General features: G+C 64.1%; 10 protein-coding genes. All 10 read right to left on the reverse strand.

The window, feature by feature from the left end:
* Positions 1-277: 277 nt before the first annotated feature.
* From murB to ftsL, 10 genes are read right to left on the reverse strand one after another with little or no spacing between them, the layout of a single operon-like run.
* On the reverse strand, positions 278-1,243 hold the full coding sequence (gene murB, locus CIT26_RS23505; protein WP_095494756.1) for a UDP-N-acetylmuramate dehydrogenase: 966 nt from the start codon (positions 1,241-1,243) through the stop codon (positions 278-280).
* Positions 1,240-2,646 carry a UDP-N-acetylmuramate--L-alanine ligase gene (murC, locus tag CIT26_RS23510; RefSeq protein ID WP_095494757.1) on the reverse strand — a complete coding sequence of 469 codons (1,407 nt, stop codon included), beginning with the start codon at positions 2,644-2,646 and terminating at the stop codon, positions 1,240-1,242. The genes murB and murC overlap by 4 nt, the downstream gene beginning before the upstream one ends.
* Positions 2,643-3,770 (reverse strand): undecaprenyldiphospho-muramoylpentapeptide beta-N-acetylglucosaminyltransferase, encoded by a 1,128-nt coding sequence (gene murG / locus CIT26_RS23515; protein WP_095494758.1) that lies wholly within the window; start codon positions 3,768-3,770, stop codon positions 2,643-2,645. The genes murC and murG overlap by 4 nt, the downstream gene beginning before the upstream one ends.
* A 1-nt stretch (position 3,771) precedes the next feature.
* Positions 3,772-4,923, reverse strand: a complete 1,152-nt coding sequence (gene ftsW / locus CIT26_RS23520; RefSeq protein WP_095494759.1) for a putative lipid II flippase FtsW — start codon at positions 4,921-4,923, stop codon at positions 3,772-3,774.
* Entirely contained in the window at positions 4,923-6,326 is a 1,404-nt protein-coding gene (murD, locus tag CIT26_RS23525; RefSeq protein WP_095494760.1) for a UDP-N-acetylmuramoyl-L-alanine--D-glutamate ligase, read from the reverse strand. The genes ftsW and murD overlap by 1 nt, the downstream gene beginning before the upstream one ends.
* Positions 6,327-6,334: 8 nt before the next feature.
* A complete protein-coding gene (mraY, locus tag CIT26_RS23530) occupies positions 6,335-7,417 on the reverse strand; it encodes a phospho-N-acetylmuramoyl-pentapeptide-transferase (protein WP_095483331.1) in 1,083 nt (360 codons plus the stop codon).
* Between the two features lie 24 nt (positions 7,418-7,441).
* Positions 7,442-8,875: a UDP-N-acetylmuramoylalanyl-D-glutamyl-2,6-diaminopimelate--D-alanyl-D-alanine ligase gene (locus CIT26_RS23535; RefSeq protein WP_095494761.1), complete on the reverse strand. Its 1,434-nt coding sequence runs from the start codon at positions 8,873-8,875 to the stop codon at positions 7,442-7,444.
* A complete protein-coding gene (locus tag CIT26_RS23540) occupies positions 8,872-10,326 on the reverse strand; it encodes a UDP-N-acetylmuramoyl-L-alanyl-D-glutamate--2,6-diaminopimelate ligase (RefSeq protein WP_095494762.1) in 1,455 nt (484 codons plus the stop codon). Before CIT26_RS23540 ends, CIT26_RS23535 begins: the two co-directional genes overlap by 4 nt.
* A gap of 54 nt (positions 10,327-10,380) precedes the next feature.
* Complete coding sequence (locus CIT26_RS23545) at positions 10,381-12,105, reverse strand: peptidoglycan D,D-transpeptidase FtsI family protein (protein ID WP_095494763.1); 1,725 nt, start codon at positions 12,103-12,105, stop codon at positions 10,381-10,383.
* The gene (gene ftsL / locus CIT26_RS23550; protein ID WP_095494764.1) at positions 12,102-12,497 is read right to left on the reverse strand and encodes a cell division protein FtsL; all 396 of its coding nucleotides are present in this window, start codon (positions 12,495-12,497) and stop codon (positions 12,102-12,104) included. Before ftsL ends, CIT26_RS23545 begins: the two co-directional genes overlap by 4 nt.
* Between the last annotated feature and the right edge of the window lie 5 nt (positions 12,498-12,502).

The following is a 12,502-nucleotide window of genomic DNA, read 5'->3' on the forward strand; positions in this document are numbered from 1 at the left end:
GGCCCTTTCACGGCGGGTCTGCATCTTACATGCCCCGGAAAGGGCCACACACTCAAACGCTCGGAGCAGTCCCTGCTCTCATGGTTCCGCAACTTCGATTCCCCGAGCCTCCCGGCAGGTTGCCCCTGACGGAAAAACGCTGGCAACGCGTCGAAACGACTCAAATCAGGAAACGCTTCAGGGCAGAGAATCAGAGAGTTGATTCACTGGCAAGTCCTTACGATTCCGCGAGATTCACTTTCCGCAAAAACGGCCGCGAAAACTGTGTTGTGAGTCTTTAGAGCAACTGTCCGAGGAATTCCTGGACCTCGTGCCCCGGCCGGAAATTGCCGATGCGCTTGATTTCCCAATGCAGCCGGATGCCCGACTTTTCGAGCACACGCGTGCGCACCGTCTCGCCGAGATATTCGAGGTCGTAGCCGGTCGCGGTTCCCGTGTTGATCATGAAGTTGCAATGCATCGGCGACATCTGCGCGCCGCCGATCATCAGCCCCCGACAGCCCGCCCTGTCGATCTCCTTCCAGGCCGAGGTGCCCTCCGGATTCTTGAAGGTCGAGCCGCCGGTCTTTTCGCGGATCGGCTGCACGGTCTCGCGATGATGCTGGACGGCGTCCATCGCCGCCTGGATCGCTGCCTTGTCTGCCAAAACCCCTTCGAACACAGCCGATGTGAAGATCAGCCCGGCAGGTGCTGCCGAATGGCGATAGGCGTAGCCCATATCGGCGTTGCTCAGCGTATGCACATTGCCTTTGCGGTCGAGCGCCCGCACCTCGACGACGCGCTCGCGCGTCTCGACGCCATTGGCGCCGGCGTTCATCCTCAGCGCACCGCCGATGGCACCCGGAATGCCGTGGTAAAATTCAAAGCCGCCTATACCAGCCTGATAGGCGACAGCGGCAAGGCGCTTGTCGGGCGTGGCGGCACCCGCCTTGATTGTGGTCGGCGCAATCACTTCGGCCTCGCCAAAGCCCTTGGCCGAAAGCCGGATGACGAAACCCGCAATACCGCCGTCGCGGACAAGCAGATTCGAGCCGATGCCGACGATGGTCAGCGGTATCTCTTCGGGCACTGCTCTCAGGAACGCGGCGAGATCGTCCTCGTCGGCCGGCTGGAACAGCGCGTCGGCCAGTCCGCCGGCGCGAAACCAGGTGATCTTGTCCATCTCGGCATTGGGCGTGATGCGGCCGCGCAGGCCGGCAAGCCGGTCGCCAAGCTTTTCGATCAATGCCTGGCCGCGCATCATGAGGCAGTACCGCCGAGTTCCTTGGGCAGCGCGTAGGCCCATTGCGTGATGTTGCCGGCACCAAGGAAGACGATGAAATCGCCTGGTTTCGCCAGATCGCGGATAACCGGCGCAATCGCCGCGGGGCCTTCGATGTAGCGCGCGTCGCGATGGCCGCCGGAGCGGATGCGCGACACCAATGCTTCGGACGTCACCCCGTCGATCGGCTCTTCGCCTGCCGCATAGACCGGCGCCACCATCACCGTGTCGGCATCGTTGAAGCAGACGGAAAACTCGTCGAACAGGTCGTGCAGCCGGGTGAAGCGGTGTGGCTGGGCAATGGCGATGACGCGGCCCTTGGTGGCATCGCGCGCCGCCCTCAGAACCGCCGTGATCTCGACCGGATGGTGGCCGTAATCGTCGAACACATCGACGCCGTTCCACGAACCGGTACGGGTGAAGCGCCGCTTGACGCCGGCGAAGGACGACAGGCCCTTCCTGATCGCCTCGGCCGAAAGGCCGAGCTCATGCGCGACGGCGATCGCCGCGGTCGCGTTGGCGACGTTGTGACGGCCGGGCATCGGCAGGCGCAGGCCTGATATCGTCGACTGGCCGCGGCTCTTGCGGTCGCGGATCACCACGTCGAATTCCGAGATCGGGCCGTTCATGCGGTGATTGGTGAAACGCACGTCGGCCTGCGCGTTCTCGCCATAGGTGATGACGCGCCGGTCCTCGATGCGGCTGACCAGCGCCTGAACCTCCGGATGGTCGGTGCACATGACGCCGAAGCCGTAGAACGGCACGTTCTCGACGAACTGGCGAAAGGCCTCGCGCACCTTGTCGAAGGACCCGTAATGGTCGAGATGCTCGGGATCGATGTTGGTGACGACGGCAATCTCGGCCGGCAGCTTCAGGAAGGTGCCGTCGCTCTCATCGGCCTCGACCACCATCCATTCGCCATCGCCCATGCGGGCGTTGGTGCCGTAGGCATTGATGATGCCGCCATTGATCACGGTCGGATCGAGCCCGCCGGCTTCGAGCAGCGTCGCCACCATCGAGGTCGTCGTCGTCTTGCCATGCGTGCCGCCGATGGCCACCGCCTGCCGGAAGCGCATCAGTTCGGCCAGCATCTCGGCGCGACGGACGATGGGAAGCAGTTTCTCGCGCGCCGCCTTCAGCTCCGGATTGGATTTCTTGATCGCCGTCGAGACGACAACCACTTCGGCATCGCCGATATTGTCGGCATCATGACCGACAAAGCACTCGATGCCCTTGTCGCGCAGTCGCTGCACATTGGCGCTGTCGGCCTGGTCGGACCCTTGCACCTTGTAGCCGAGATTGTGCAGCACCTCGGCGATGCCGCTCATGCCGATACCGCCGATGCCGATGAAATGCACGAGGCCGATCGTCTGCGGCATCTTCATGCGTGCGTCTCCTTCCTGAATTCCGATACGCTTTTCTTCGACGCAATAGCCTCTGTCAGATCAGCGAGCAACCGTGCCGCGTCCGGTTTTCCGGCCGATTTCGCCGCCGCTGCCATTGTGGTCAGCCGGTCCGTATCGTCCATCAACGCGCCGACGAGCGCAGCGATGCGCTCGGGCGAGAGCGAGGATTGCGGATGCACTTCGGCGCCGCCTGCCGCTGCCAATGCCGCGGCATTGGCAGCCTGGTCGTGGTCGAGCGCGTGCGGATAGGGCACCAGCAGCGCTGGTCGGCCGATCACCGCGATTTCCGATACGGTCGATGCGCCGGATCGTGACATCACCAGATGCGCCGCAGCCATGCGCGCCGCCATGTCGGTGAAGAAGGGCGATACCTCAGCCTCGACGCCAAGGGCGGCATAGGCCGCCTTCACCCGCTCGACGTCGTCGGCACGAGCCTGCTGGGTGATATCAAGCCGCTTGCGTTGTGCGTCGGAAAGCTGTGCTACCGCCGCTGGAATTGCGTCGGAAAAGAACTGTGCGCCCTGGCTGCCGCCGAACACCAGAAAGCGGAACGGCTGCTCCCCGGTCGACGCCGCATAGGGCGTCTTTGCCGCCTCCAGCACTTGCGGCCTGACCGGATTGCCTGTCGTCACCGTCTTGGCGCCTGCAGCGCTTGAATCTTCCGGCAAGAACCCGCCGGCGATGGCATCGACGCGGCCGGCAAGCGCCCGGTTGGCGCGCCCCATCACCGCGTTCTGCTCGTGGATCATCGTCGGCACCTTGCGCCGCGTCGCCGCATAGAGCGGCGGCAGTGTCGGATAGCCGCCGAAACCGACTACGACGGCTGGCTTGATCCGGCCGATCACGGCGGACGCCTGCCGCACGCCACCCCAGATTTTCCAGAAGGCGGCGAGCACGGCAAAAGGATTTTTCGAACTCATCGTCGCTGACTGGATCGGATGGATGCCTGCGGCCGGAAACTGGCCGGCAAAACGCTCGGCACGATCATCGGTGGCGAGATGCACCGCCCAGCCGCGCCTGATCAGTTCGTGCGCCAGCGCCTCGGCCGGGAAGAGGTGCCCGCCCGTGCCGCCGGCCGCCAGAAGGATCGCGCCCTTCGACATTTCACTCCGCCGGCATGGCGCGCTGCGACGGTGCGAAGCCCAACTGCTTGCGCTTTTCCGGCCGCTTGCGCGTCAGCGCCAGCACCATGCCCATCGAGATGGCGATGGCGATCTGCGAGGAGCCGCCATAGGAGATGAATGGCAAAGTCATGCCCTTGGCAGGCATCAGCTGTAGATTGACCGCCATGTTGATGACCGACTGCAGACCGAAGACCGTGACCAGGCCGCCAACCGCATAGCGTGTGAAATCGTCCTGCTCCTTGAGCGCGGTGCTGAGGCCGCGCAGCACGATGAAGGCGAAGATGGTCATGATGAAGAAGCACATGATCAGTCCGAACTCCTCGCCGGCCACCGAGTAGACGAAATCGGCATGGCTGTCGGGTATCACCCGCTTGACGGTACCCTCGCCCGGCCCGACGCCGAACCAACCGCCGTTGATCAGCGCATCGCGGCCCATGTCGACCTGGAACGTGTCGCCCTCGCCGGTCATGAAGCGATCGATGCGGCCGGCGACATGCGGGAACACCGTATAGGCGGCAAACACGCCGCCGATGCCGGCAGCGCCCAGCGCGATGATCCACAGCCATGGCAGTCCGGCCATGAAGAACATCACCCCCCAGGTGCCGAGCACCAGCATTGTCTGGCCGAAATCAGGCTGCGCCACCAGCAGCGAGATGACGAGGGCCAGCAGCAGCATGGCGAACAGATTGCCCGGGATGTCGGGCTGGCGCTTGTGTTCGGCAAACAGCCAGGCACAGATGACGACGAAGGCCGGCTTCAGGAATTCCGACGGCTGGATCGACACGCCGGCGAGCGACACCCAGCGCCGCGCGCCCTTCACCTCGACGCCGATGTAGAGCACCGCCACCATCAGCACCAGCATGATGCACAGCATCGCCAGGGCCATGCGTCTGATCTGCCGCGATTCCAGGAAGGAGACCGCCAGCATCACGCCAAGTGCAGGAATGGTGAAGATGATCTGCCGTGTGGCGAAGTGGAAACTGTCCAGGCCGATGCGCTGGGCCACCGCCGGGCTTGCCGCGAAGGACAGCACGATGCCGAGCCCCATCAGCGACAGGAACGCAGCCAGGAACCAGCGATCGATCGTCCACCACCAGGTGGCAACCGGGCTTTTGTCGAGACGACTTTGCATTACCGTGTCCCTCCGATGAGCTTCACGCCATCAATAGTGCTCGCAGCTTGCCTGAAGGCTTCGCCGCGCACTTCGAAATTCTTGAACTGGTCGAAACTGGCGCAGGCCGGCGAAAGCAGCACCACCACCTCGCCGTTGCCATCATCCCTGGCCGCGTCGCTTGCGGCGTGCTCGACTGCTGCGGCCAGCGTGCCGGAGATCTCGTAAGGCACCGCCTCGCCGAGCGTCGCCGAGAAGGCTGGTGCGGCCTCACCGATCAGATAGGCCTTGGCGACGCGCGGAAAGAGGCCGCGCAACGGCTCGATGCCACCCTCTTTCGGCAGCCCGCCAGCGATCCAGTAGATGCGCGGAAAGCTGGACAGTGCGGGCGCTGCCGCATCGGCATTGGTCGCCTTGGAATCGTTGATGAACAGCACATGGCCCTTGCGGCCGACCTGCTCCATACGGTGCGCCAGCCCGGGAAAGCTCTCCAGGCCCGACTGGATCTCGCCCAGCTCGAGCCCGACCTTGAGGCAGGCGGCGATAGCGGCCAACGCATTCTGCGCATTGTGCTGGCCGCGCAGCGAGCCGATGCCTTCGAGAAAGGCGATCCGACTATAACGGCCATGCACCGCCTCCATCAGGTCGGTGCCGTCGGCGAAATAGCCATCGGTCAATGGCAGGCGCTTGGAAATGCGGATGACGTGCTGGCCTGCCCGTTCCAGCCGGTCGGCGAGCTGGGCGCACCAGGAATCGTCGACACCGACGATTGCCGTCTCGCTGCCGGCGGCCAGCCGCTCCTTGATCGCGGCGTAGTGCTGCATCGTGCCATGACGGTCGAGATGATCGGGCGTCAGGTTGAGCAGGACGCCGGCGGTCGGATTGATCGAGGGCGCCAGGTCAATCTGGTAGGACGAGCATTCCACGACATAGTGCCGCCCGGGTTCCGGCGGATCGAGCGTCATCACCGCGCGGCCGATATTGCCGCCCATCTGCGTGTCGCGTCCGGCCGATTTCAGGATATGCGCCGTTAGCGCCGTCGTCGTCGATTTGCCGTTGGTGCCGGTTATGGCGATGAAGGGTGCTGCCGGCGCCAGCAAGGTCCGTTGCCGGCAGAACAGCTCGATGTCGCCAATGATCTCGACGCCTGAAGCGCGCGCCAGCTCCACTGTCCAGTGCGGCTTCGGATGCGTCAACGGCACGCCGGGCGACAGCACGAAGGCCGAGAACTTCGCCCAGTCTGCGCCGCGCAGATCGCCGGTCGCGATACCGACGGCCGCGGCATTGGCGACACTGCCGGGATTGTCGTCCCAGGCGAGCACGTCCGCCCCGCCCTCGATCAACGCGCGCGCAGTGGCGATCCCCGAGCCGCCGAGCCCGAAGAGCGAGACGCGCTTGCCTGCGAAGGATGCGGCCGGGATCAAGCGACCTCCTATCGGAGCTTGAGGGTCGACAGGCCGACCAGCGCCAGGATGACGGCGATGATCCAGAAGCGGATCACCACCTGGCTTTCGGTCCAGCCCAGCTTTTCGAAATGATGGTGGATCGGCGCCATCAGGAACACTCGTTTGCCGGTCATCTTGAAATAGCCGACCTGGATGATGACCGACAGGATCTCGACGACGAACAGGCCGCCGACGATGACCAGCACGATCTCGTGCTTGGTGGCAACCGCGACCGTGCCGATCAGGCCGCCCAAGGCCAACGAGCCGGTATCGCCCATGAAGATCGCCGCCGGCGGTGCGTTGAACCACAGGAAGCCGAGGCCGGCGCCGATCACCGCGCCGAGGACCACCGCCAATTCGCCGGTGCCGGGCACGAAATGGATCTGCAGATATTCTGCGAACACCGCATTGCCGGAGAGATAGGCGATGACGCCGAAGGACGCCGCCGCGATCATGATCGGCACGATCGCCAGCCCGTCGAGGCCATCGGTCAGGTTCACCGCATTGCCGGCGCCGACGATGACGAAGCACGAGAACGGGATGAAGAACCAGCCGAGATTGACGAGGAACTCCTTGGCGAAAGGGAAAGTCAGCGACGACGAGAATGGCGCCTGGCCGTTGTGCATGATCACCCAGGCGGCGATGCCGGCGATGACGAATTCAAGCGCCAGCCGCGCCTTGCCGGAAAAGCCGAGATGCGATTGCTTCGTCACCTTGAGATAATCGTCGTAGAAGCCGATCGAGCCGAAACCCAGGGTCACCAGCAGCACCACCCAGACATAGATGCTGGACAGGTTCGCCCACAAAAGCGACGAGCCGATGATGCCGCACAGGATCATCAGCCCGCCCATGGTCGGCGTGCCGGCCTTCTTGAAATGCGTCTGCGGCCCGTCGGCGCGGATCGGCTGGCCCTTGCCTTGCCGCAGCCTCAGCGAATTGATGATAGCCGGTCCGAAGATGAAGACGATCAGCGCCGCGGTTATCAGCGCGCCGCCGGTACGGAAGGTTATGTAGCGAAAGACGTTGAAGACCGAGATCTTGTCCGCGAATTCGACGAGCAGTGTGAACATGCGATTCGGTCCCCGGACCTGGCTCTAGGTCTGTTTGGCGGTTGTGGCTACCGCCGGAAATTTGCTGAGCAGTGCGTCGACCAACTTGGAAAACCCGATGCCTTTCGACGATTTGATCATCACCACGTCGCCGGGCTTCAGCGCCGACAGAAGCACCAGTTTCAGATCCTCTGCGCCGGCGCGATACTCCGTCTCGATCTCATCAGGCAGGATGTCGGCCAGCGCCCGCATTTCCGGGCCGGCGAGAAAGACCGTGCGCGTGTCTGTGCCGACGATGAGATCGGCAAGGGCTGCATGCAGCTTCGCCGAGTGGTCGCCGAGTTCCAGCATGTCGCCGAGCACCGCGATGCGCCTGCCTTCGCCCGACACCGGCGTCGCGTTGAGCAGCGCCATTGCTGCGCTCATCGACGCCGGATTGGCATTGTAGCTCTCGTCGATCAGCGTGATCGGACCTTTCGGGTGACGCAGCACATGGCGCTTGCCGCGTCCGCGTTCGGCCGAAAGATCGGCCAGCGCCAGCGCCACCCTGGCGATGTCGGCGCCGACCAGATGCGCGGCGCCCAGCACGGCCAGCACATTCTGCACCATGTGTCGGCCCGGCGCGCCGACCCTGGCGGTGATCTCCTGCCCGCCGACCTTGGCGGTGATGACAGAATGATCGGCATGCAGCGCGCATTTCAGCAGCTTGAAGGTCGCACGGGCATTCTCGCCAAACCCGCAAATGTGCTCGACGCCGGCGGCTCTCGCCATCTTGTCCAGAAGCTTCCAGCGCGGATCGTCACGGTTGAGAAGGGCGGCGCCGTCCGGTTCCAGCCCCTCGAAAATCTCGGCCTTGGCCTTGGCGATCTCGTCCAGATTGCGGAAGAAGCCGAGGTGTGCCGCGGCGATCAGCGTAACGATGGCGACATGCGGCCGGACCATCTTGACTAGCGGCCGGATCTCGTCGGGATGGTTCATGCCGATCTCGAACACGGCATAGTCGCAGTTCGCCGGCATCCGCGCCAGCGTCAGCGGGACGCCCCAGTGGTTGTTGAAAGACTGCGGCGATGCGTGCACCTTGCCGACGGCGGACAGCACATGGCGCAGTGCTTCCTTGGTGGTGGTCTTGCCCGCCGAACCGGTCACCGCGATGATCTTGGCGTTCGAGCGCGCGCGTGCGGCCAGCCCTAGCTTTTCCAGTGCGGCCAGCACGTCCTGCACGACGATCATCGGCGCCGTCAGCCGCCCGAGCGACGGCAGCTTGCCCTCGGCGACGACCAGCACGCCGGCGCCGGCCTTGATGGCGGCGGTCGCGAAATCATGGCCATCCATCGCCTCGCCCTTGATGGCGAAGAAAGCATCGCCCGGCTCAAGGCTGCGGCTGTCGATCGAGATGCCGCTGATCCCTTCCGGCATCGGACCAAGCGGTCGCCCGCCCATGGCGGCGACGAGATCCTCGGAGGTCCACAGGAAGTTCATGCGACGCGCTCCTGGAGCGCGGCGCGGACTTCCTCATGGTCGGAAAAATGCAGCGTCTCGGCCCCGATGGTCTGGCCTTCCTCATGCCCCTTGCCGGCCACGATCAGCGTGTCGCCGGCATGGAGCATGGCGACTGCCTCGTGGATCGCCTTGCGCCGGTCGCCGATCTCGACGGCGCCGGGTGCAGCGGCAAGGATCGCGGAGCGGATCGTTTCGGGCACTTCCGAACGCGGATTGTCGTCGGTGACGATGACGACATCGGCGAGCCGCGTGGCGATCTCGCCCATGATCGGCCGCTTGCCCCGGTCGCGGTCGCCGCCGCAGCCGAACACGACGATGACGCGACCGGTGGTGAACGGCCGCACCGACGCCAACACGTTTTCCAGCGCGTCCGGCTTGTGCGCGTAATCGACATAGACCGGCGCACCGTTGGCAGTGGTGCCAACAAGGTCCAGCCGGCCCGGTGCGCCCTTCAATTTCTCCAACGCCATCAGGGCTTTGGCGGCAGATGTTCCGGTGGAGATGGCGAGGCCCGCCGAAACCAGGGCATTGGCGATCTGGAAATCGCCGGCCAGCGGCAGGTCGATCTCGTGGAGAACGCCATCGACTTCCACCTCGGCACGCTGGCGGTGGCGCTCGTGCTCGACCCGCTTCAGTGTCAGGAACTCGCCGTGACGGCCGACCGTCAGCACATCCAGTCCCGCCGCCCTCGCCGCCCGGATCGTCGGCTCCGACCACGGATCGTCGGCAAAGATAACGGCCGGTGCACCCTTCGGCAGCAGCGTGTCGAACAGGCGCAGCTTGGCGCGATGATAGTCCTCGACTGTCGGATGATAGTCCATGTGGTCGCGGCCGAGATTGGTGAAGCCGCCGGCTGCAAGCTTCACGCCGTCAAGCCGGCGCTGGTCGAGACCGTGGCTGGAGGCCTCCATCGATGCGTGGGTGACGCCGGCATCCGCCAGTTCCTGCAGCAGCCTGTGCAGATCTACCGGGTCGGGGGTGGTCAGCGAGCCATATTCGTTGCGGCCCGGCGCCACCACGCCGGTCGTGCCGATCGAGGCGGCGGCAAAGGCTGACTGCTCCCAGATCTGCCTGGTGAAGGCCGCTACCGATGTCTTGCCGCTGGTCCCGGTCACCGCGACCATGGTTTGCGGCTGGCTGCCGAAGTAGCGGGCGGCACTCAGCGCCAGCGCAAGGCGCGGATCGTCGACAGCGAGAACCGGCACCGGCAGTCCGGCGACCGCACTGCCCTTCCCGGCCACGATCGCCACTGCGCCGCGCTTGGCGGCATCGGCGGCATAGGCCGCGCCATCGGCCTTGGTACCGGTGAGCGCGAAAAAGACCACGCCCGGTGTCACCTGGCGGGAATCCGACGAAATGCCGGTAACCTCCGCATCGAAGGAAGCTGTCCCCTCGACAGGCAGGATACCGGCTAGGTCTTTCAGCTTCATCGAACCCCGTTCATAGCAACAAAATAGCGCGCTGTTGCCGGCGCGCCCCAAGAATCACTGATAGGAAACCAGCGTTGCGCCATTTTCATGGCTGAAATCTGGCTTCACGCCAAGCATGGAGGCCGAACGTCGGATAATGTTCGCAGCCATGACGCCAGCATTCGAGGCGGCCGTTGCACCCATGCCGGGCTTTTCCGGCCTCGGTTCGTCGGCGATCGTAAGCACGATGTATTGCGGATCGTCCATCGGGAAAGCCGCGACGAAGGCGTTGAAATTCTTGTCCTTTGAGTAGCGGCCGTTGACAACCTTCTCGGCCGTTCCGGTCTTGCCGCCGACGCGGTAGCCTGGAACCCTGGCGTTCCTACCTGACCCTTTCTCGGCGTTCAGTGCGTAGAGATAGCGCATGCTCTCGACCGTCTTGTCGCTGACCACTTTCTTGGCCACCGACATCGCCTGTTCCTGCGCGCGCCTCAGGAATGTCGGCTGGATCAGATAGCCGCCGTTCAGCAGCGCGGCGCAGCCGACCGCCGTCTGCAGCGGCGTTGTCGACACACCGTGACCGAAGGCGATGGTGATCGAATGGACCTGTTTCCAGACTTTGGGCTCGGTCGGGCGGGCGACCTCCGGCAGTTCCGTCTGCATCTTCTCGAGGATCCCCAGGCGATGCAGGAATTCGCGGTGCCCCTCGATGCCAACCGCTTCGGCTTCCTTGGCCGAACCGATGTTGGACGAGTAGATGAACACTTCGGGCACCGACAGCACCCGAGCCTTGCCGTGAAAATCATGGATGGTCTGACGGCCGATCCTGATCGGGCGCGAAGCGTCGAAACGGCTTTCCAGTGTCACTTTGCCGGAATCGAGCGCCATGGCGGTGGTGAAGCTCTTCAACGTCGAACCCATTTCGTAAAGGCCGGCCGACATGCGGTTCAAGCGGTCCTTGTCCTGCGCATTGTAGGGGTTGTTCGGGTCGAAATCCGGAACCGAGGCCATCGCCATCACCTCGCCGGTCTTGATGTTGAGAACGACGGCGCCCGCCGCGATTGCGCGGTATTTCTCCATGCCGGTGGCGACCTCGTCACGCACGATATGCTGGACGCGCAGGTCGATCGAGAGCTGCACCGGCTTCAGATCCTTGGCAACCGCCAGGCCCGACGCCTGAAGATCGCTCAGCCCCTGTTCGTCGATATATTTCTCCATGCCGGAGATGCCTTGGTTGTCGATGTTGGTGAGCCCGACAATGTAGGACGAGGTTTCGCCAGCCGGATAGAAGCGGCGCTTTTCGGTACGGAAGCCGAAGCCGGGAACACCGAGCTGCATGATATCCGATTGTTGCTTGGGCGTCAGTTGCCGCTGCAGCCAGACGAAGCCGGCGCCGCTCTTGAGCTTGTGGTAGGTCTGCTCGTAGTCGATCTCGGGAAGCACCGTCGCCAGCTTTTCGATCGCCTCGTCGGCGTCGACAATGCGGCGCGGTTCGGCAAACAGCGACGCCGTCTTGATGTCCGTCGCCAGCACTTCGCCGTTGCGGTCGACGATGTCGGGCCGTGACGCCGTCACCCGGCTCTGCGGACCGCCGGACAGGTCGGGGTTCTGAAAACCCAGATAGACCAGCCGCCCGGTGATGGTCGAATAGATGCCGAAGAACACCGCCATCGTCATCACGATGCGGGTCCTGCCCTTGCCGCCGGTCGCCTTGCGGGCGCCTTCGACCACAATCGATCCGTCTTCCGACTTGGCGCGGCGCTTCAGCAGTCTGGCGATCGATGGAAATCTGGCGATCATTGGACGATGCCTCCGGTCACCACGGGGTCTTTGTCGTCCAAGGGTCCTTTGCCAGAACTGTCGGCCATGCCGCCCAGCCGCTGCGACGAAAGGTCCTCGATGGTGAGGGGTTTTGCCGGCAGGTCGTCCAGCCCGATGATCTGGCGGGCGCTGACCGGCTCGAGTTCGAGTTGCGACTTGTAGATCTCGGCCAGCTTTTGCAGGCGCGACGGCTGGGTCAGCAGGCTCCAGTCCGCCTTCAGGAGATCGATCGTATCCTCCTCGTAGCGGATCTGCGCCTGGATCTTGTGCACCGCCGCCAATTGTTCCTCGGCCTCGCGCTTGGTCTTGAAGGTCAAGGCCGCAGCCGAAACCATGACGGCGATAAGTACTATGTCGCTGGTACGAAACACGTGCG

This window comes from Mesorhizobium temperatum (assembly GCF_002284575.1).
GTDB classification, from domain to species: domain Bacteria; phylum Pseudomonadota; class Alphaproteobacteria; order Rhizobiales; family Rhizobiaceae; genus Mesorhizobium; species Mesorhizobium temperatum.

Excerpts from the sequence above, each read along its gene's own strand:
- mraY (WP_095483331.1), bottom strand. The coding sequence starts at position 7,417 with ATGTTCACACTGCTCGTCGAATTCGCGGACAAGATCTCGGTCTTCAAC.
- ftsW (WP_095494759.1), bottom strand. The coding sequence starts at position 4,923 with ATGCAAAGTCGTCTCGACAAAAGCCCGGTTGCCACCTGGTGGTGGACG.
- CIT26_RS23540 (WP_095494762.1), bottom strand. The coding sequence starts at position 10,326 with ATGAAGCTGAAAGACCTAGCCGGTATCCTGCCTGTCGAGGGGACAGCT.
- murG (WP_095494758.1), bottom strand. The coding sequence starts at position 3,770 with ATGTCGAAGGGCGCGATCCTTCTGGCGGCCGGCGGCACGGGCGGGCAC.
- murC (WP_095494757.1), bottom strand. The coding sequence starts at position 2,646 with ATGAAGATGCCGCAGACGATCGGCCTCGTGCATTTCATCGGCATCGGC.
- murB (WP_095494756.1), bottom strand. The coding sequence starts at position 1,243 with ATGATGCGCGGCCAGGCATTGATCGAAAAGCTTGGCGACCGGCTTGCC.
- CIT26_RS23535 (WP_095494761.1), bottom strand. The coding sequence starts at position 8,875 with ATGAACTTCCTGTGGACCTCCGAGGATCTCGTCGCCGCCATGGGCGGG.
- CIT26_RS23545 (WP_095494763.1), bottom strand. The coding sequence starts at position 12,105 with ATGATCGCCAGATTTCCATCGATCGCCAGACTGCTGAAGCGCCGCGCC.